Annotated in this window: 19 protein-coding genes; 16 read left to right on the forward strand and 3 right to left on the reverse strand. The window is 31.5% G+C overall.

Going from position 1 to position 20982, the window contains the following annotated elements:
* Positions 1-3 precede the first annotated feature (3 nt).
* Positions 4-3036 carry a SusC/RagA family TonB-linked outer membrane protein gene (locus tag AC4PRO_RS05575; RefSeq protein WP_492116617.1) on the reverse strand — a complete coding sequence of 1011 codons (3033 nt, stop codon included), beginning with the start codon at positions 3034-3036 and terminating at the stop codon, positions 4-6.
* Between the two features lie 557 nt (positions 3037-3593).
* On the opposite strand from AC4PRO_RS05575, the gene AC4PRO_RS05580 reads away from it, so the two are divergent.
* The 8 genes from AC4PRO_RS05580 to AC4PRO_RS05615 all read left to right on the forward strand — a co-directional run bounded on the left by AC4PRO_RS05580 (position 3594) and on the right by AC4PRO_RS05615 (position 11839).
* Positions 3594-3920: a helix-turn-helix domain-containing protein gene (locus tag AC4PRO_RS05580; protein ID WP_492116618.1), complete on the forward strand. Its 327-nt coding sequence runs from the start codon at positions 3594-3596 to the stop codon at positions 3918-3920.
* 193 nt (positions 3921-4113) lie between these two features.
* Positions 4114-4296, forward strand: coding sequence for a hypothetical protein (locus AC4PRO_RS05585; RefSeq protein WP_492116619.1), 183 nt, complete (start codon positions 4114-4116; stop codon positions 4294-4296).
* Between the two features lie 46 nt (positions 4297-4342).
* Complete coding sequence (locus AC4PRO_RS05590) at positions 4343-5296, forward strand: phosphoribosyltransferase-like protein (RefSeq protein WP_492116620.1); 954 nt, start codon at positions 4343-4345, stop codon at positions 5294-5296.
* Complete coding sequence (locus tag AC4PRO_RS05595) at positions 5283-7172, forward strand: ORC-CDC6 family AAA ATPase (protein ID WP_492116621.1); 1890 nt, start codon at positions 5283-5285, stop codon at positions 7170-7172. The genes AC4PRO_RS05590 and AC4PRO_RS05595 overlap by 14 nt, the downstream gene beginning before the upstream one ends.
* Positions 7162-8136: a hypothetical protein gene (locus AC4PRO_RS05600; RefSeq protein ID WP_492116622.1), complete on the forward strand. Its 975-nt coding sequence runs from the start codon at positions 7162-7164 to the stop codon at positions 8134-8136. The genes AC4PRO_RS05595 and AC4PRO_RS05600 overlap by 11 nt, the downstream gene beginning before the upstream one ends.
* Positions 8137-8229: 93 nt before the next feature.
* Positions 8230-9918 (forward strand): ORC-CDC6 family AAA ATPase, encoded by a 1689-nt coding sequence (locus tag AC4PRO_RS05605; RefSeq protein ID WP_492116623.1) that lies wholly within the window; start codon positions 8230-8232, stop codon positions 9916-9918.
* Positions 9919-9923: 5 nt separating this feature from the next.
* The gene (locus AC4PRO_RS05610) at positions 9924-10775 is read left to right on the forward strand and encodes a hypothetical protein (protein WP_367753790.1); all 852 of its coding nucleotides are present in this window, start codon (positions 9924-9926) and stop codon (positions 10773-10775) included.
* On the forward strand, positions 10772-11839 hold the full coding sequence (locus tag AC4PRO_RS05615) for a DNA methyltransferase family protein (protein WP_492116624.1): 1068 nt from the start codon (positions 10772-10774) through the stop codon (positions 11837-11839). The genes AC4PRO_RS05610 and AC4PRO_RS05615 overlap by 4 nt, the downstream gene beginning before the upstream one ends.
* Positions 11840-13215: 1376 nt before the next feature.
* On the opposite strand, the gene AC4PRO_RS05620 is transcribed toward AC4PRO_RS05615, so the two are convergent.
* A complete protein-coding gene (locus tag AC4PRO_RS05620; RefSeq protein WP_492116625.1) occupies positions 13216-13353 on the reverse strand; it encodes a hypothetical protein in 138 nt (45 codons plus the stop codon).
* A gap of 175 nt (positions 13354-13528) precedes the next feature.
* Between AC4PRO_RS05620 and AC4PRO_RS05625 the strand changes: the two genes are divergently transcribed.
* A complete protein-coding gene (locus tag AC4PRO_RS05625; protein WP_492116626.1) occupies positions 13529-14344 on the forward strand; it encodes an alpha/beta hydrolase in 816 nt (271 codons plus the stop codon).
* Positions 14345-14729: 385 nt separating this feature from the next.
* Here the strand turns inward: AC4PRO_RS05625 and AC4PRO_RS05630 are convergent, their stop codons facing one another.
* Positions 14730-14906, reverse strand: coding sequence for an Hc1-related histone H1-like protein (locus AC4PRO_RS05630; protein ID WP_091093269.1), 177 nt, complete (start codon positions 14904-14906; stop codon positions 14730-14732).
* Positions 14907-15093: 187 nt separating this feature from the next.
* Here AC4PRO_RS05630 and AC4PRO_RS05635 point away from each other — a divergent pair, with 187 nt between their 5' ends.
* From AC4PRO_RS05635 to AC4PRO_RS05665, 7 genes are all read left to right on the forward strand, one after another.
* A complete protein-coding gene (locus tag AC4PRO_RS05635) occupies positions 15094-15351 on the forward strand; it encodes a hypothetical protein (protein WP_492116627.1) in 258 nt (85 codons plus the stop codon).
* Positions 15352-15611: 260 nt separating this feature from the next.
* Complete coding sequence (locus tag AC4PRO_RS05640) at positions 15612-15809, forward strand: YqaE/Pmp3 family membrane protein (protein ID WP_492116628.1); 198 nt, start codon at positions 15612-15614, stop codon at positions 15807-15809.
* Positions 15810-16701: 892 nt separating this feature from the next.
* Positions 16702-16896: a hypothetical protein gene (locus tag AC4PRO_RS05645; RefSeq protein WP_492116629.1), complete on the forward strand. Its 195-nt coding sequence runs from the start codon at positions 16702-16704 to the stop codon at positions 16894-16896.
* 627 nt (positions 16897-17523) lie between these two features.
* Positions 17524-17982 (forward strand): hypothetical protein, encoded by a 459-nt coding sequence (locus tag AC4PRO_RS05650; RefSeq protein ID WP_492116630.1) that lies wholly within the window; start codon positions 17524-17526, stop codon positions 17980-17982.
* 375 nt (positions 17983-18357) lie between these two features.
* Complete coding sequence (locus AC4PRO_RS05655; protein ID WP_492116631.1) at positions 18358-18774, forward strand: hypothetical protein; 417 nt, start codon at positions 18358-18360, stop codon at positions 18772-18774.
* Positions 18775-19160: 386 nt separating this feature from the next.
* On the forward strand, positions 19161-20060 hold the full coding sequence (locus AC4PRO_RS05660) for an alpha/beta hydrolase family protein (protein ID WP_492116632.1): 900 nt from the start codon (positions 19161-19163) through the stop codon (positions 20058-20060).
* 213 nt (positions 20061-20273) lie between these two features.
* Positions 20274-20873 (forward strand): HD domain-containing protein, encoded by a 600-nt coding sequence (locus tag AC4PRO_RS05665; protein WP_074722212.1) that lies wholly within the window; start codon positions 20274-20276, stop codon positions 20871-20873.
* Positions 20874-20982: the final 109 nt, after the last annotated feature.

The raw sequence follows: 20982 nt of genomic DNA on the forward strand, positions 1-20982 counted from the left end.
ATGTTATAAACCCAGTTGCACACCCAATGAGATCTGACGCAATGGTGCTATGAAAAAGGAAGATTGGTTTTCAGGATCTGCTCCTTTGTAGTTCGTAAAAGTCAGTAGATTTTGTGCCTGTAAATAGACTCTAGCAGTATTAATAGCCGATCCTTTGGTAGGAATTGTGTACGATAGACTAACACTTTTTAAACGGATGTAAGATGCATCACTGATTGTTGCACTACTATTGCTGTAAGAAGACCAAGCATCGAGCGCTTCTCCATTTTCTCCAGTAGTATACAATTGCGTGTGAGAGTTTGATCCATCCACCGGCCAATGGTTTTCTATAGCTATAGGTTGATTGACCATATCTCCAGCCCAAGAAGTGTTGTATAAATAATTTCGTGCTTTTTGTTTTACAAATTGGAATAAGAAATCCATGGACCAATTTTTATAGCTTAATTGATTTGCAAAACCTCCAAACCATTTGGGAGCAGTGTCTTCAACCCATTGCTGATCGTTGGGGCTACTAATTTGTCCATCACTATCATAATCTTCGAAAGAATACAGTCCGTTTTGTGGATTGATTCCTGTATAGTGATATACTTTTTGAATACTAATAGATTGTCCAATTAGGTATCTATTAGCGTAGGGAGAGCTTTCTAGATTAGGAAATTCCAACAACTTGTTCGTGGGTAGACTTAGATTGAAATTCGAAGTCCAATTCCAGTTTGTAGAGCGGAATGGTTCGACTCGTAATTCCAGTTCTAATCCCGAATTTTGAACTGTTGCATTTAGATTGGCTTGTAAGGAAGAAAACCCTGTAGTTCCTGCTAATGGGATACCTACTAATTGGTTAGAAGATCGGTTGCGGTAATAAGCTGTACTTAAAAAAACACGATCGTTAACAAATCCTAATTCTATAGCAATTTCTAATTTTTTATTCGTTTCCCAAGCAAAATTAGGATTGAATAGTCTCGAAGGCTGGAGTCCGATGACACCATTATAATTGTTTCCTGTAACATCATAGGTGTCTAAGAACTGGTAATCGCCAATTTGATCGTTTCCAGAGGTTCCATAGCTAGCTCTAAGTTTTCCAAAGCTAAGAAAGGTACTAGTATCAAGGAAGGATTCTTTTGAGAATACCCAAGCGGCACCAACAGCGGCAAAATTAGCAAAGCGGTTACCAGGTCCAAATCGGCTGGAACCATCGCGTCTGCCCGTTGCATTGAGAATGTATTTACTTTTATAATTGAAATTAATTCGGCCAAAAAAAGCTTGGTATTTATATTCAGAAAAGGTGTTGCTTGAAATACTTAAGCGCGATGCGGCGGCAAGATTATATATCAAACCGTTACTAGGAAATCCGGAACCTGTTTGTGCTAACTGACTGGACTTTTGATCCTGAATAGTAGCTCCTGCAAGGATATTAATTTCGCTATTCCCTATTTTTTTAAGCCAATTTAGTTGTGGTTCAATTGTCCATGAATGGCTTGATGCATTGTTCAGGTAGAGAGTAGAACGTTCACTACCAATTCCAAACGCAGGATTATACATTGTAGAAGGATTGATGCGACTTTCCTCTACGCGGTTATCCGTATAACTTAAACTCGTTTTTAATTCTAAACCTTCTGAAATTTGGTACGATAGCAATGTATTGGCAATTAGCGCAGCGGTAGTAGCAGTATATCGTCCATTTAAGGTAGCTAGAGGGTTGGTCCAGGAATTATTTTCCCAGTTGAGATTTCCGTTTGCATCGTACAAAGCGGGTGCATTAGGAGCTAGAACCGCTGCCTTGTAGGTAAAGTCAGATGGGGGAAGTATGTTTTTATCGGCAGTATAAGTTGCTGAAAAGTTTATTTTGAAACGACCGTCTTCAGTACTGTGAGTCAGGCTGGTATGTACCGCCCCTTCACCGTACTTTGCATCTCCTGGAAAAACGGTGGTTTCCTTGTGCATAGTACCGCTTATTAAGTATTTGGTTCCAGAACTGCCTCCAGATAAGCTAGCCTGTAGATTATTGGTTGTTGCAGTCCCTCCAATTAGTTCTTTTTGCCAATTAGTATACCTTGTTTGATTCCATTTTCCATTGACATCATAGGCATAACTAGGATAAGTTGTGATCCCATCATTAGAGAAAGCTTCACGGCGCATAGACAAGTATTGGTCCGTATGCATTAAGTCTAGGGTACGGGTTAGCGTTCCAAAGCTGCTGTAAGCATTTAAATTAAATTTTGTTTTTCCTGCTGTGCCTTTTTTGGTAGTAATCAGGACAACACCATTAGCACCACGAGATCCGTAAATAGCGGTTGCATCTGCATCTTTGAGTACTTCTATACTTTCTAAGTCAGATGGATTAATACCGTTTAATGGACTGGTAGTACCCGCAAGTATACCTGAAGAAGCGGAACTGTAACCCAGCGATTGCGAGCTGTAAGGCACGCCATCCACGATGTATAGTGGCTCGTTGCCTTCGGCACGGATGCTATTAATCCCACGAATTTGGATAGTAAAGCCACCACCAGGTACTCCTGTGGCTTGTGTAATATTGACGCCAGACATACGTCCTTGCATGGCTGCTAACGGATTAGTCACAGGCTGTTTTTCAATATCCTTTGCCGTAATTTTAGCGATACTTCCAGTACGTTCGCTTTCTTTAACGGAATAGTAGCCCGCATTAATTTTGACTTCCTGTAGTGAAGTCGCATCTTCTTGCATACGAATAGCTAGTACAGACTGTCCATCGACAGGAATAATTAGGGTTTTGTAGCCCATAAAGCTAAAAATAAGCATATCGTTGGGTAATGCATTGATAGTAAATTTCCCGTCAAAGTCAGAGATAGCTCCTTTTTGTTGTCCTTTTATAGTTATGGTTACACCAACTAAAGGGCCTGTACCATCAGTGATGGTACCGCTTATTTGGTTTTGTTGGGGCGAATACTGAATTGGCCTCAGGGCAGTTTTTGATAAAGCAGGGGTGTAGGAGATTAGGAACCCGAAAACAATCAGGTACCAAAAAGCCAATCCACCCTTGTAAAATGAATTTTTTTTCATAATATTGGGTTAGTTAATGGAAACGTTAGTTTTGTTAGCAATGGTCCTCTAGTCAACCGCCAAGAAGAGTTAGAGGGCCATCTTTTTTGTTTTAATAGACTGTACTGCATTTTTACTAATTCAAAATAAAGAACAAGACAGCACAGGCATTTAGTAGAGATTCTTTTTTTAAATCATAGGCAAGCGAAAGTTTATACGGTTAAACAGTAAGGATCAATGCGAGACCGTAAAAAAATGAAGAAACAGTGCTAAGAATGGAAGTTGAGTAGTGCCTAAATTATGGACAAAAAAAATGGCATGGAACTCAGCTTACTGCCCTTGAGGTACTGGTATACCGTGCAACAATAAGTGAGCCCACGCCATGGGACGTGAGCATCATACTTATTATCTAGTTGCAAAAATTACCAGTTTTCAAGAGCTAGATTCTAAGCGAATGCTTCAAATATTTTATATGAAGAATCGCAAATATATGTATTCAATTACAAACTTACTAAAAAAATTACAAACTGTCACTATCGTGACAGTAAATATCATTAATAATATATTCTTTTGTCTAAATGGCTAGTAAAACAAACAATAAATCCTTAGATACTAAGAAAGAAGCAGTTGTGTTTTTGCTTGACCAATTCATATGTGATTACATAAGAAATGAATGGTTGCATGTTAATGAGCCAGTTCTACCTCAAGCCCAAGAATTAGGAGTTCATCGACATATTATAAAAAAAATCCTAGATGACCAACCTTATAGAGTACCGATGTCAACATTAGCAATCATCTGTTTTTACAAGAAAATTGCTTTATCAGATTTTTTCAAATTAATAGAAGCAAAATATGGATCTAGAATAAATGATGATTTCGTATTAAAAACAAAAAAAGATGTCTAGGCATCTTTTTTTGTTTTATAGCAATATGTAGCACTTGTCAATTCGGGATTATTAGTTGTCAAAAACGGAGGAATTGATTTTATGCTAAAAGAGTAACTCTCTGTAGGTTCTATAATTTGAGTTATGGAATGGTACGAAATAATAGGGTTAATTGTGGTTTGGTTTTTAAGTCTTTACCTGAGAGGGAGGATTTATGGGTTTAGAAGAAAGTAGCATTAGAGGGATTGTTGGAAGAGTAAGGGGAAGCAGTGAAAAGAATATAGACAGCCCCAAAACGAGGGATGCTTTTTGGGAAATTGTAAGTGGAAAAATCAAATATATTTTTTTAAACACAGAATATCAATATTTTCTTCAAGAAAACAAAATATATATTTAATTTTAAGGAAAGAAACGTTTACTTTCGTATGCTTATAATTAATGATATGCCTGATAAAGATGTGATGAAAGATTTTATAAAATATGCGAAAGACAAAGTGTATTTTTATATTGAAAGCAAGTTTTGGTCAAAATTAGATATCGACACATTTCATGCTTGGCTAAGCAACTTTGAGAGTACCGAAGAGAAGTATTGTGCTTTGAAATTACTGGACAGATTTGTTTATTATTCTGAAGAAGATATGATAAGAATGATAGATTTTGGATTTTATGAATCAATTTTAAAAAGAAAAGTTTTAGCTAATGAAATTTCAAATGATTTCCAAGTTAAAAATGAAACTTTATTGAATTTTAAAAGGGATTTTACTACAAATACTTATGTCATGCCATTACTTACAGATAATCCATCTGAAAGTTCGCTTGTAATGGCAAGGTATCTAACAAATGATATAGGTTTTCCTGAAAAAAACATATTATATTTAAATAATTTAAAATCGACAGACCTAAAAAAAGCTAAAAATTTAATAATTCTTGATGATTTCGTTGGTTCATCAACTCAGCTTCATACTTTTTGGAATTCAACAAGTATCAAAATAGACGATAAAGTTATATTTCCAAAAAAATTAAAAGCAATGTTTCCTGATCTTGATATAGATTATTTCTGTCTGATTTGTACCGAAGAAGGACTTAACAATTTTCATTCTCAAGATAATGATGTTGGTCTAAGGATTACTTATTGTGAAATGTTGACAAATAAATACAAAGTATTTGGAAAAGACTCTGTATATTTTAACAATGAAGAAGTTGAAGTTTGTAAAAACGTTCTAGATCTACTTTGTAAAAAGAAAGGCATTAGTCTTTTAGGTTATAAAGGTTTAGATTATGCTATTGCATTTCATCATTCCATACCAGATTCATCTCTTCCATTATTTTATAGTCAAATTAATAACTGGAATCCTTTATTTAAAAATAAAAAAACATTTGCTAATGTCACAATCTAACAATCCATTTTCTATAGACCGAGCAGAGCAATTAGGTGATAATCTATTTGAGTTTTATTCAAATCATAAAAACTTTGAGGGTCTCCTAAAAAGTAAATCTTTAATGTTAGAAGGAGGAAGGGGCTCAGGTAAAACAATGTTTTTTTTATATCATTCTTATTCTAGTAAAAAAAAAGAATCACAAAGTAAAGGGATTTCTTTTAAAGACTTTTTTAGTTCGGAAAACCTTATTGGAATACATTTTCGTGCTGATTCTAATTTTGTACCTGCATTCCAGCATAAAGGTTTAGATGAAGAGGAATGGTGTCAATTATTTGGACATTTTTTGAATATTACTTTATCAAAGCGTCTGGTCGAAATTATTATTGATATTAATTCTAGTCTTAATGAAAGCGATGAAGAAATAGCTTTTTACTTATCAGATGAACTGGAAGTTCTTTTAGATTCAAAGGTTTCTATTCCGCATTTTCATTCATTACTAAAAATGCTTAGTAATGAAGAAATAAGATTGATGAATTATGTCAATAATATTAATAAGAATGAAAGACCTAATGTCATAGGTAATGGGTTTTTAATAAATTTAATAGCAAAAAGTATTTTAAATCAAGACCTATTTAAGGATAAATCAATACACATTTTTATAGACGAGTATGAAAATATGCTTTTATATCAGCAGAGAATTGTTAATACACTTATTAAGCATCCTAATCCCGTAATTATTGATGTCGGTATGAGGAATAAGGGCTGTAAAACTTATCAGACATTAGCTGATAGTGAAATTATAACAGCACCACATGACTTTAGTTATTACAATTTTGAACAATTCAAGTCTCAAGATTATGAAGAATTAATTGTAGATATTTGTAGAAAAAGACTAGAGAAAGTTGCGGAATTAAAAGAATTGGATGATCATAGGTTTTATGATATTCGATTCTATTTAGGTGAATATGATTTTAATGATGAAATAGGTGGCTTTATTAAATCAGCAAATATTGCCACACTCAAATCAAAAATAAAGGCTAGGATTGGAGCTCAAAAAGATGTTGATATTTTATATAGATCTGATGACCCTATGATTTTAAGGCTAATTCTTGTTCTTTTTGAAAGAGGTCAGAAAGCTGAATATTTGGCAAGTGAATATAATTTGCATTTAAATAACGATGAGTCAAAATTTAAAGACTGGCTTCATAATAATAAAATGGGTTTAGTTTATCTATTATGTAAAGAAAATAGTAAACAGAAACTTTACTATGGTTTTAACACATACAAATCAACTTCTTCAGGAATTATTAGGTTCTTCTTAGAATTATGTGAATCAGCATTTAAGAATGCCTATAGAAATTCTTTTGAATTTAATAACCCAAGAGCATTAACTCCCAATGAACAATCTGAAGCAGCATACTATGTAAGTCAGTATAAAATTAATGACATAGAAACATATACACCATACAGTAATCAATTAAAAAGATTTGTATTGTTATTAGGAAATATTTTTGAAAAATTTCATAGAGATCCTAGATTAAGCGAGCCTGAAAAAAATCATTTTAGCAGTGATTTTGATAAATTAGGGGGAGAAACCTTAACTTTTTTGAAAAGTGCAGAGCTCTATTCGGTATTACAAAAAAAGGAGGAAACTAAAGATAAAAAATCGAATATAGATGCTAGTAATAGCGAATATCATTTAAATCATATTTATGCTCCTTACTTTCAAATTTCTCCTAGAAAAATAAGAAGTTTGTATATTGATCCAAAAATTTTAGATTTTCTGATTAACAGCGATAGTAAAAAAGCAAATGAAATAGCTAACTCACTAGTTAAGAGTCTTACTAAAGATGATCTTAACCAAATTAAAATAGATTTGTTCAATGCTTTATAATAGATATTATAACCTTAATAAGACTGATGCTCTTAAAGAAATTTTTACAGAAGTCGACCTGTTTTTTGTAGGAAGAAGTAAAGAAATTAGAGCTGAAAAAGTTATTTCTTTGGCAAGTGAATATTATAATAAAGATATCATCTCAATAAACTATGATATTGAATTTGAAAAATATTCCATGCGAAAATTAGAAATTTCGGATATACTTTTAACAGAAGACTTATCAATTACAGGCAAAGATTTAGTCAAAGATTTTATTAATGATTTGAATGAACTTGATATTAACGGTAAAAATATTTTGATTGATATCACTTCATTAAAGCATCCGTTTCTTTTCTTTTTCTTGTTGCTTTTAAAAAAAGATTTTAAACCTAAAGGGCTTTTCGTTACGTATACTGAGCCAGAAAAATACATGCAGGAAGAAAAAAATGAAAATACCATTAAAAAATTTGATTTGACTGAAAAATTTTGTTCAGTTAATTCTCTTCCTGGATTTGCAAGGATATCGGATCACAATAAGGAAAGAATTTTAATAGCATTAATGGGTTTCGAGGGAAATCGATTTAGTAAGGCATTTGAGGATGTTAACCCTTCGGATAGAATGACCTATGCTATTGTAGGTTTTCCTTCGTTTCAACCAAGCTGGCAATATTATGTTTATTCCCAAAACCAGTATGCATTAAACCAATCCAAAGCTTTTTACTCTATAAAGAGATCTACCGCAAATGAACCTTTTGGAGTTTACAACATACTTCAGGAAATAAAAGACAAAAATAAAGATTTTGAGTTAGTGGTTGCCCCAATAGGTACAAAACCTCATTCACTTGGTGCGTGTATGTTTGCCATTGACAATACTGATGTGCAAATTTATTATGATTTTCCATCATTTGGAAGTAAAACAAGAACTGTAGGAATAGGCAACAGTTTTTTATATAACTTAACTGATTTCATAAATAGACCGTAATTTTTTGAAGTTTCGTTAATAAAAAAGTAATTATTTAAATTATATTTTCTATAATTACAACATTATAAATAGGTTAGTATTTTTAAATAAAAAATGGATTTAAATCAAAAGGAACTTGAGGAAAGAAGTGATTATCTAGACATTGAACAGGTTGTCGATTGGTTTGTAACTGGTGATTATTTTGAAAGTATTCAAAAGAAGTTGATTGGCACTGGGGCAAAGTTATTAGTTGGTCCGCGAGGAACTGGAAAAACACATCAAATGCTAATTACTCATTATAATTGTATAAAAAATAGAGAGAAACCAATTTCTTTATATGTTAGTTTTAATCGATATTATCATTTGGAGCCATTAATGTCAAGAGCTTCTAATGCAATTAAAATTTTTAATACTTGGGTATTATCAAAAATAATTTTATCAATATATGATTTTAGTGAACGTACTTCTACAGATATTTCATTATTGTTAAGTGATCCATGCTTAACAAAAAAAAATCTGGAATTATTTATAGGACAGGCAGAAAAAGGAAATTTTAGATTTGATGATGAAACCATACTTGAGATTCTTAACGTATCTTATGTTAAAATTTTAATCGAGGAGTTGATAGTCTTATCAGACAGAAAAAGAGCAATTCTTCTATTAGATGATGCTGCTTTGACTTTAACACCTGATTATTTGGTTGAATTTTTTGAAATATTTATTAGTTTGAAATCTTCATCTATATCGCCAAAAGCCTCTGTTTATCCAGGTACTACAGAGTATGGCACTAAGTTTCATTTAGGGCATGATGCTGAAAAGGTGGAATGTTGGATTAACGTTACTGATGATATGAAATCTTACAGTAAGTTTATGGATGAATTAATTCAAAAGAGACTTAGTTCAATAATTGGAGAAATTGATTCTGAGATTATTGAGATACTCAAATATGCATCTTTTGGTATTCCTAGGGCTTTTATTTTTTTAATTAGATCCTATTTGCAATCAAATAAAGTAACTAGACAATCTAAATTTAATGAAGTTATAGATCAACATTCTGAATTAATTAAAATAGAGTATTTATCTCTTAAAAAAAAGATTCCCCAGTTTTCAAATATAATTGAGGTTGGATTTACTTTTTTTGACACAATAGTAGAAGAACTTACAAAATTGAATAAAGAACTAATTGATTCTAGAAATTTAATTGTTGGGGTGGAGACACATTCTAATAGGATGGTTGAAAGAATGACACAATTTTTGAATGAAGCAGGGCTACTCTATAAATATTCGAGCAGTGTTAGCCATGGTGAAAACAGAGAGTATATGAGATATACACCACATATTATCTTTTTATTAAAAGCTAAAGCATTTAATTCAAGTAGAGGATTCGATACAAAAAAAATTCTACAAAAATTATTGAGTGCTGAGAAAAAGCAGCCTTTAAGAAGGAAATTTGAGACATTATTAAAGGAAGCGGATATTGATAATTTAAAATTAAATTTGCCGCCTTGCTCGAATTGTAGCGCCATACGAATTGAAGAAAATCAAAGATTTTGTCATAAATGTGGATTTGAATTAGTTAATCCCTCGGCTTATGAGAGTTGTATGAATCTCGATGTTTCAGAAATTCCATTTACAAGATTTCAAGCGGAAGCTGTTAATCAAGCAAATTTTAGAAAAATCAGAGATTTTTATTATGTCCAAAATCCAGTGTCTGAATTAAGAAAAGTTAAGCAGATCGGAGGTAAAAGATCTCAAGATATATTAAAAAGGGTTGTTGATGTTGTAGATGAATTTTTAGCTTAGTAATTATGAATAATTTAGATGCAAATAATACTTCTGCTTATCATTTATTAGACACAACTAATATGTTTGATACACTTTTTAGTGAAGCTAACGAGCCCCCTATTGACACCTATATTAGTAAAATTACAAATTTGATTTTACTGGTAGATCCAAATCCATTAGTTTTTAATAAGGGGTTAGCTAACCTTCTTGTTTTAGGTTCAGTTTCAGCGTTTGAAAGCTACATGAGAGAGGTGCTTAGAAGAACTATTTTGATTGACAGAATAAGTTTAAAAAATTGTGAAAGTCTACCATTGTCTTATGGAGCTGCAATAAGTCATGGAAATGATTTAATGCCAGAAGCAATTTTAGAAGATGTTTCTTTTGCAGGTAAATTTAATATTCAAGAATCTTTAAAGAAATTTTTAAATCTAAAAGGTAATCTACCAGATTCATTAATTGCCACGCTAGATGAATTTGTTAAAGTCTGTGAATTAAGACACTGCCTCGTTCATCGATTTGGAAAATTAGGTACAAAGAATGCGATTAAACTTGGATTAAGTGATCATTCAAATTGTATTGAAAAACCACTTCAGTTAGATTATATTGCTTTGCAGAATTTGCAAGTTACATGTAACGCATTAGTTAAAGAGATAAATAATTACATTTTTAATAGTTTGTTAAAAAGACTAATTATTGACGATAGAGGAAAAAAAATTAATAATGTCATATGGACATGGAAATATAACCAAGACAGAATGCTTTTTTTGAAATATTATAAGACATTTGTATCATCAATTGAAGTTCCTAGAAATCATAGTACTGCTAAACAAGCATATGATTTATACAGAAATTCTTATAATAATTTGAAAAGATGATTACAAAAGACTGGCTTAATTTTTACACCCCTATGGATATTGCCAATGAAATTATTAGTCTAATACCACAAGGTTACGCGCCTACAACTGTAGTCGACATTTGTGTGGGTAGCGGTAACTTTTTAAAAGCGGCCTCATTAAGATGGAATAAAATAAATAAGATTGGAGTTGATATTTGTCCAACAGCAAGTATTGTTGAGATAACTGAAAATATCTATAAATTAGATGCTTTGAATATTGAAAATCTTTGTCAAATTGATTTTGGTGCAAATAAATTAATTTTGGCAAATCCTCCTTTTGGCAAATCGCCTAATATAGGTAATATTATGATATCTGCGCAGCATCAACAACTACATTTAGAGGCGATCAGGTCGAAAAGAATCGAAGCTTTAATGTTAGTATCTAACTTAAGTATTTTACGAAAAGATGAACTTTTTGCTGCAATTTTACCAGAAAATATATTTTATTCTGAAAACTTGAAAAAGTTTAATAAGATGTTTTTTGAAAATTTTGAAATTTTATATCTTGGGGATGCAAAGGAGTATTTTAAAAAAAGTGAGGTAAAAACTAGAATTTTTATTGGAAAATTTATTGTAAAAAGTAAGGAAGAATATTCAGAATCTAAATTAAATTCAAATTATAAAATTAACATTCAGGTCATAAGAGGTATTGATAATTCAAAGTTATTAAAAACTTTAAATGAAGATGTAATTTTATTTGATGAGGTTGTTCATTTTAATAATAATGAAGGATCGATTAAGTTAAAAAGATACATTAGAAAAAATTCATTTTCTAAATTGTTAAAAATTGAAAAAAATGACATTTTAGTTTCTAGAGTAGGAAGAAATTCTGGTAAAATTCATCAAGTTAAATATGAGTATGAAGGGAAATACCTTTCGGATTATTTTTATCTATTGAAAAATTTTAAAAAAATTGCTAACAGTAAGCAACTAACAATAATGGAAAATGCTCTTTTGCAAAAAAAGCGTGGTTTGACTTCTCGATACATATGTAAAAAAGATATTTTGGAGCAAATGAATTTAATAATTGAAGGGACTTACTGAATTGCTGGGGTGCAAGAATTTTTTTACTCTTGCTAAATTTGAATTCTCATGATCCCAGCTGGCTTGATAATTAAACAAAACAAGCGCTAGCGATGCGTGTCGCTCGTGCACACAAGCTGTGTTTTTACAGTAATATATACAAAAGCAACCTCTTGATTGATTGCTTTCTTGTTTTAATGGATATTTTGTAATTTTAAATTAATAGTGTAAATATCTTTTACAACTTAAAGTTAAATTCTTAATTCCAGACCCACAGTATTATGTTTATTGATAACTAATTAAAACTATAGGTTTGAAGTATTAATCAAATCTATAATCACAATGGAGTGGTATGAAATAGTGACATCGCAGAAATAAATTATAAAGTCTCTGCATATGAGAAAAAAGGACTTTACAAGGATAAAATATTACCAATAATAAATAGCTTTCATAAATTATTAGGTTTTAGTGAAATTAGAGAACACATTGATTTGGTTGAAATTGTTGGTTATACAGTAGATAACACAAAAGCAAAGAAACCCATTAACTTACTTGGCGATATATATTACGGGGTTTTTCAAATTTCAATTCCAAGATTAGATTCAGACCTTCAACAAAAAGAAAGAAAGGATTGTATGAAAAATCTTTATATAAAAGAATATCCAATATTAAAATCCTATCTGTGATTTCAAAAAAAAACATAGACGTTATAGAGACTTTAAAACTCACCAAATTTGTAAATACTTTTATGCAGTATTTCATTTTTATTGTATGTGTTATAACATCTTATTTAATAGATTTAAAATTCAGTGATAAAACTGAATTAGTTAATGATAAATTAATTGATGTCAGTTCTATTTTTTTTGGTATATTTTTAGGATGCTTATATCTTTTCGAGAGATTTAAAAATAATGAAACTTACAATGATTTTTTGAAGTTTTGTAAACTATTGCTTTTTTTGAACATAATTATAATTGCATTATCATTCATTATAATATTAATTAATGATAAAATTCCAATCATACAACAGTGCAGAATTGGAAAAATAGAATTTTCAATTAAATTTCAGACCTTATTATTCTCTATTTATATTTCATTATTCGCTGTAACAATTTACAATCTATGGAGATTTATTAAAATAATTTTAACCATCCTTAAATCTAAATAAAAAAAGGCTTCATATAACAGCTAAGGCTTTGTTGGGCTTGAAAAGCCAACAATGAAGCCACGGTTGAACGGAACCGGTCATAAATCCATTGCTATAGAGTTATCGTAAATTTATAAGTGTCCCAAGTAGTCGGGATCAAGAGGCTGGACTGCATCCTTTTTCACGACATTCATATTAAGGAACAGTAGCGCTAAATTTTGAGAAAAACTTTGGTATCGATGCTAGGGCGTCACACTATTTTGATGGTTTGAACTGAAAAATCTAAAGATGCCAATGATACAGCTTCTACAAAAGCATCTGTAAATCGAATAGGATTTTCTTGTGAAATAGTGTCTTCTAATCCCGAAGCTTCGGGAGAAAAGACCATCTGATTGCTCGTTATTCCTGTGATATGGTGCAGTATTATTCAGAAAAATTTGCTTCCTTTTAATTTTATATTAAGTATTATATTTGAAGAAGGAAACGGAAGTTTGTTCACAGATTGACCTTAGCTGCCATTGTATCCTACCGCACCGCGAATAACAAAAATTAAAACAGAAAATATGAAATTTATTTATTGTAATTTATTAATATCAATTCTTTTTACAAGTTGTGCAATTTCTTCACAAAAGAAAGACCGGATTCCATCTCATGATGAGTTTACAATAGAATCCAAACAAGTTGGAGAAAAAAGGAATATTAATGTTTGGACGCCTCCCGAATATAAAACAAGCGCTGATTCTTTGCCTGTAATGTACATGGCTGACGGCGGAATAATAGATGAGGATTTTCCACATATAGCAAACACACTTGCTGAACTTATAAAATCAAAAAGTATTCCGCCAATGATTTTAGTAGGAATAGCAAATACGCAACGTAGAAGAGATTTAACAGGTTTTACTAAAGTGGAAGAAGATAAAGAAATTGCACCAATTGTTGGTGGTTCAGAAAAATTTAGGGCATTTATTAAGGAAGAACTTTTTCCTGAAATAAATAAACGATATAGAACAACAAATGAAAAAAGTATTATTGGCGAATCATTGTCAGGACTTTTTGTTATCGAAACTTTCCTATTGACACCAGATATGTTTGACAATTACATTGCCTTTGATCCTTCATTATGGTGGAATGATCATTCTTTAGTAAAGACAGCTAAACAACACTTAGTAGAATTTCCTAAAACTGAAAAAAGAATTTGGTTCGCAGCTTCAAGTGCAGAAGATATTTCAACTTTTACGAAAGAATTGTCAGAAATATTAGTGAAGGAAGATATAGCTACATTAAGGTGGAATTATGTGCCTGAACCGAAAGAAGAACATAATACGATTTTTAGGGCTACAAAAGTAAAAGCAATAAAATGGATATTTGGAAAAAAATAAAACTAATACCGACAGCTAAGCGTTCCTATGTAAAGCAATGGAAACGTATTTTACCCCACGCTTTACAAACGTAATGCATGTACAATTTCTTTAATTAATGGATTTAATAAAGACATTTATGGAATAGGTGAGTAGTAATGTCACGAAGTTTATTCTTGAATTTGTCCTGTTCAATTTCCGAATTACACACAACATGATTTGTTTTTACATTTTAATATCTAATTTTAGGATGGGATGAAAACGTGGATAAAGCACAAATTGCCTACTAAAATAGAAGGGGATCTACTATTACCATCTCCTTTAAGAATCTAAAAAAAGAAAAAAAGTATTCATAAAAAAAACCTCGCGTAAGTTATTTTAAACGAGGCGTGTTCTACAAATGAAATTACTTTTTAGATTGTTCCACAGAAACTTTTCTAAACTCTTTTAATTGTTTCTCAAGCTCCAATGTTGCTTTACGAGCTCTCGGTCCTGCTGCTTTAACCCCTTTCTCAACGAGAGATTGAGATTCTGTTTTAAAGGTTTCAAACTCAGCATTGATTTTTTGAATAAGATCTTTCATGATAGGTTTTTATTAAGTTAAGACGTAAAAATAGTAATTTAGGCTTTAGCTTAACTACTTACGCAATAGAATTGGAGCAGTTTCTTCTTTATTTTACTACTTTCGCTTCTTCTTTTTTAAGTTCTTCAATAAAATAGGGGGTAGGCATTCCAGTTCTGGCAATAAAGAAATCAAAGAATCAAAAGATTTGCCAAATGCTTTAATTCTAACTTTAGAAGATTTACATTTTAACAAAAATGGTCTATCTGCTATTGATTCAAGCACAAAGCAATCTATTTCTCTAATTGTGACCGATAAATTTGAAAATGGGGAGAAACTCGTTAACCATAATTTAAGAATAAATGAAATAGAAGCGATTTTGCCAGACATTATTCTAGAATATATGGCTAAGCTAAAACATTCAATAGCAAAAGAGATTGGAAGTTTTTTGTATGAAGATTGGTAATTAGATTAGTCGTATCATAACTACCGGACTAAATGTTAAAGTACTATTAAATCGCGGGCAATGCAACAACTAGCTGTAACTATTGAAAGCGTTTATAGACTAATTGTTAACTTTAAATAGTAAGTTACCGGATTTTACTAAAGGTTCTTTCTTGGAAATAGGTATCTAAATACTATCATTAACAGTGATTTTGTACACTTTTATAATGACTTAGATGTAATATAGCATTCTATTTAAAGAATAATTCTAAAATTATAAGTATGACATTAATTGCCATTTTCTTTCCCTTTGTTTCCTTTTTTCTGAGAGGAAGAATACTGACATCTATAATTTGTTTGATTTTACAAATTACGCTTATTGGTTGGATTCCAGCGGCAATTTGGGCCGTTATTTCTTTACAAAATGGTAGAGCAGACAAGCGCAATAAAAAGCTGGTAAACGCTTTAAAAAAGAAATAGGATAATAATAACTAGTGAATAATTCCGTTTGTGAAAAGGTCTAGGAATCCCATTTTGCCTCCAAGATATCCTAAACGCTTTTTCAACAAAACGATTAAAATACTTTAGTTACAGGAAGTCCTTTGCTTCTTTTACAATGACGGATTTATATGATTTTGCTCTAGGAATTATTGTGTTTTTAGGGTTAATTTTCTTTTTTGACCAACTGATTATGGCTTGAGCAATTTTAGAGATAGGTAATATCTGGAGTGTTTTTCTAATTTCTCCAAAAATTACTTTGATTTTTTTATTGGGTATGACCCGACCGCGTATACTTATCACCACAATCGTTCGCGCAGGTATTTACCTGTGCGCTCAAATTTAAAAAAAAAGTCTAATTAAATGCTTATTAATACGAGTCCTTTCGTGTTTACAACATAATATAGAATTAGAGTTTAAATAAAATTTTAAAGCTTTCTACGGCCTTTTTTTTATTGCTTCAAATCCAATCGCTTTTTTATAAAAATAATAATATTGTAATCTAAATCGCCTATATTTACGTTATAATTAAACACAAAACGCATCAAACGGAGGTTTTTAGACGAACTGACGTTGTAGGCATTGCTGACGCAAACCATTCAAAACAGTTTTTACATTAAACCAAAATGAACATTAGCTTTTTTCTAACTTATTTCTTTGGTTATTATTAATAACTTTACCAGAAATTGTATTTTGTTAATCGGCCGACTTTGTTATTCAATATGTAAAGTTTGAAAGTCAGGGCGTCAGTCTTGCAGGCTCAATTTTAACGCCTAAAAATACAATTGCAGCAGTTGTAATTGTTCACGGGTCTGATCCTGTAAAAAGAGATATTGACTTCGAAATACGTTTTGCCAAAGAAGGTCTTGCTGTATTGACATATGATAAACGAGGAGTTGGGGAATCGGGCGGTGTATATGTAGGGCCATTTGTTGGAACGAATAATATTGACACTACTAATCTTAATTTATTATCTCACGATGCAAGTTCAGCAGTAAACACATTTCGAACCTATTTGAAAAATAAAAAAATACCAATTGAATTAGTTGGCTTCAGTCAGTCAGGATAGATAATCCCAATTGCGGAAAGCAAAAATCCAGAAATAGAATTTATGGTTTTATTTAGTTGCCCTACAATTATGACTCTAGAACAACTTCGATTTCAGTTTTATACTAACGGCAACAATAATTTTTGGGAAAATTAAATCTTCAGCTATAGTATGATGATACCAAGAGATATCTCCCAAAGCTATTATTTTGAGAAGCATAACTGTATCTTGTGGCTTTAAAATATATTTTAGATGTGTCATATTGATGGCCAAAACGCATATTGCGATATGGAATATTAGATAATATTAATTTAGAAAAACAAATGATTACCTGTAAATATCGCAAATCGCAATATGCGAAATGTGAAAAATATAGTGGCTTACTAAAAAGAGTACAATAATTTATTGATGCGGAACTTCTTTACTGCAGGTGGATAAATTACATTCTCAATCTCTTTTTCATAATTCCCACAACAAAATTCCTAAGTATAAATAACGTTTCAAAATAAAAATATGGCACAAATAAATCCTTACATTCATTTTAACGGAAATGTAGAAGAAGCATTTACATTTATATAATCCTCCCTGCTTAAATTCAGAATTAATGTTTAAATTTAAACTCATAAAAAGTTTTAAACGAGAAAAATCATGAATAAAATCGCTAAATATAGAGAACAACTATTGTGCTTTTTAGAAAATGAGGAAGAACCGGATATCATATGGGATTGGGTTGAAAAACAACCCGTTCTTGATCAACCAGATATTTTTAGAGAACTTAAAACTATTTTTAAAGAAAAAAATATACAAACAGACACTAATTATAGCTACGAAATAAATGACAACTTCGACTGTTTTATCGAAGAATTTGAAGATTCTATTCTTGATGATAAACTTGCCGAAAACCTATATATTACTGAAATACAAAGAGTTTTGAGTGATACTACAAAAGTAAAGGAGTTTTTAACTTTCACTAGAAAAGCCTTAATCAATAGTATACTTACAAACGATGGTAATAATGAAATAATATGGATTTTAGTCCATCAAACAATAAAGGCAGAAAAGGAATCGGGCGTTTACGACCCAGACAATTGGAGTGCTATTATGTGATGGCAAATCAACAAAAAAATGTTCTAATATTCCTGCAAGCCACGATATGATTATCACAAACTAAAGCTGGATAATCGACAAACTCTGCGAAGTGTATTTGTTCCCCGAGCGCGCGCGCGTAGATGCAAACGATAGGCGGAAATTGTTTTCCGTGCCCATAAAAGATGTCTCATGAAATCCTGTGTTCTAATCCAGAAGTTTCGGGAAGGAAAGACAATCTAACTGTACGTTATACCTGTGATCTGGCGTAGTATTATTCAGAAAATTTTTATTCCTTCAATTTTATATTTAGTGTTATATTTGAAGATAAACGGAAGTTTTTTCACAGACTGACGTTATATGCTATTTGAAAACTGATAAAAACGAAATAAACTTATGGAAGATTTTGATTCTGAAGAATCTCAAAGCGAATACAAAAGAAATGATGAAAATTTTGAAAGAACAGAAATCGAAGGTTTGAAAAACATTCTCAAACATTTCGACAGAATTCACGACAAACTTTTTACTTTTAATAATATTTTAATTGCTGGTTTTTTTGCACTTTCTAAAATTGAAAATTCAATTTCTGTAAAAACCGTTCTTATACCAATTATCAATTTATGTTTTTTGATGTTTATTGAATATGAAATGATAGAAAAAAGCCGATTTGAAGCATCAATAACAACTCAAAATTTTGATAAATTTGAATCTCATGGCAGAAGAATAAGCAGAACAAATTGGTATTCACTACTCAGCATTGTATCGACTTTAATTGTAACGATTGTTTTTCTTTGGTATTTATTGTCGAATTGAAAAAAAACGGTCTACAACAGCTAAGGCTTCGTGGGCTTGTAAAGCCAACAATGAAGCCTTTGTTGAACGAACCGCAGAGATTCCGTAACTATGGGGTTATCGTAAAAGAGTCAGGAGGATTTCAAGAGGATTTGGAGTCCTCTTTTTTTATGATAATTAAACTGTTTCTTTTTCGGATGAAAAAGCATCATCTAAACTCGAAAACACATTTGATTACGAGGAATTCCTGTGAAATGTCGCATTATTAAACATACAACTTTTCTTTCTTTTATTAAAACAATTTAATTACTTTTGAAGAACTAAACGGAGGTTTTTTCACAGACTGACGTTGTAGGCGATGCTAACGAAAATCGATCACTCAAAACAATTTTTCTAATTAAACTAAAATGAACAGGAACTTTTTTTCTTACTTATTTCTTTGGTTATCATTAATAATTTTACCAGAAATGGTATTTTCTCAATCTGCTGACTTTACCATTCAAGATGTAAAGTTTGAAAGTCAGGGAGTCACTCTTGCAGGCTCAATTTTAAAGCCCAAAAATCCATTTGCAGCAGTTGTAATTGTTCACGGCTCTGACCCAGTAAAAAGAGAAATGGAGTTCGCAAAGCGTCTTGCTAAAGAAGGTATTGCTGTTTTGACATATGACAAACGTGGAGTTGGAGAATCTGGAGGTGTGTATGTTGGACCATCTGTTGGCACAAATAATATAGACACTACTAATCTTAATTTATTATCTCACGATGCAAATGAAGCAGTAAAAACATTTCGAACCTATTTGAAAGATAAAAAAATACCAATTGGGTTAATTGGCTTCAGTCAAGCAGGATGGATAATTCCAATTGCTGCAAGGAAAAATCCACAAATAGAATTTATGGTTTTATTTAGTTGCCCTACAATTACAACTTTAGAACAACTCCGATTTCAGTTTTATACAAATGGAAACAATAGTTTTTGGGAAAATCATACAGAAGCAGATGCTCGTGAACATACTAAAAATGATCCAGACAAATATCAATTTGTGACAACTGATCCCAAAATTTCTCTGAATACTCTTTCAATTCCGGGACTTTGGCTCTTTGGAGAAAAGGATATACAGATTCCAGTAAAGTTGTGTATGGAGCAATTAAATACATTGAAAGCTCAAGGTAAACCTTTCGAATATACTTTGTTTTCTAAATTAGGACACAATACTTCTTCCGGCGATATTACAGAAACTGTTGATATTTCAATTCAATGGATAAAACAGAAAGCTTTGAATAGTAAGAAGTCTAAAGTATCAAAATAAAGCACTGCCTACAACAGCTAAAGCTTCGTCGGGCTTGAAAAGCTAACAATGAAGCCTGCGTTGAACAGAAACTAGGGGCAGTTTAATTTCTGCATATTTACTTCCTAATTACTAAAATAAAGAACGTTTTAAGGTTTTTAGGCGAACTGACGTTAGTGGCAATTTTAAACGACATTATACAGACGGTAAAATTCTCTCAATAATTATAGAAATATGCAGACAGACAATTTATTAAAACAAGTAAGCTTCATAAAAGAGATAGACAAGTTGAAATACATTCAACGCAAAACCAAATTATTTAACAGCGATAGACACGAAAATGATGCAGAACATAGTTGGCATTTAGCAATGATGACAATTGTATTGGCAGAACATTCGGACAAACCGATAGATGTACTTAAAGTTTTGAAAATGGTTTTAATCCACGATATCGTGGAAATTGATGCGGGTGACACTTTTATTTACGATTCTACAAAAAGCCATACAAATACCGAAGAGGAACTTATTGCCGCAAAGCGAATATTTGGACTTTTACCATCAGAACAAGCCGAAGAACTCACATCTATTTGGGAAGAATTTGAAGAAGGTAATACGGACGAAGCAAAATTTGCAAAATCAATGGATAGATTTGAACCACTATTGCAAAACACTTCAAATAATGGTGGAACTTGGACTGAATTTAATGTGCCGTATAAAAAAGTTTATGATAAGAAAAAAGCAATTAAAAACGGTTCGTCTGCAGTTTGGAATTATGCAGAGAATTTAATAAACGAAAGTGTGGACAAAGGAATTCTAATAAAAAAAACTAACTGACCGCCAAGAAAGACGGCCACTAACAGCTAAGCTCCTATGTAAAGCAATTAAAGTTATCAACAACTTTTTCTCTGAGCGATATGTGGGTGATTTTCGAGTATAAAATGCC

It is taken from the genome of Flavobacterium sp. DW-iso2 (assembly GCF_058725285.1).